Origin of the sequence: Caballeronia sordidicola (genome assembly GCF_000729995.1) — a bacterium.
Classification (GTDB): domain Bacteria; phylum Pseudomonadota; class Gammaproteobacteria; order Burkholderiales; family Burkholderiaceae; genus Caballeronia; species Caballeronia sordidicola_A.
Map to the genome: position 1 here is coordinate 1 of NZ_JNFG01000186.1, position 345 is coordinate 345.

The following is a 345-nucleotide window of genomic DNA, read 5'->3' on the forward strand; positions in this document are numbered from 1 at the left end:
GCCCTGCTGTTCGCCCTCGGCAATCTGTTCGGCGCGCGCTTCCGCGGTCGCCGGCCGGCGGCCTATTTCCTCCTGCTGTTGCTGGCCTGGGTGCTGGGGCTGGTCAATGCCTTCGAGCACGCCAAGGACGCCTGGGCGGTGATGCCCGCCGGGCTGATCCTCTCGGTGATCGTGTCGGTGCTGAGCCTGGTGGCTGCCTGGATCGGTCTCTCCAACCTGCGTTTGGAGGTGGTCCGATGAGCACTCCAAGAGTCTTGAGCGTCCTGGGTCTGGCCGTGCTGCTGGCCGCCTGCGGCAATGAAGGCGGTGCCGACACCCAGGCCCGCGGTCCCGATCCCAAGCTGC

General features: G+C 68.1%; 1 pseudogene. It reads left to right on the forward strand.

The features are described from left to right. Positions 1-240: pseudogene (locus FH08_RS0134325) on the forward strand (hypothetical protein); the annotation flags it as partial. Positions 241-345 lie beyond the last annotated feature (105 nt).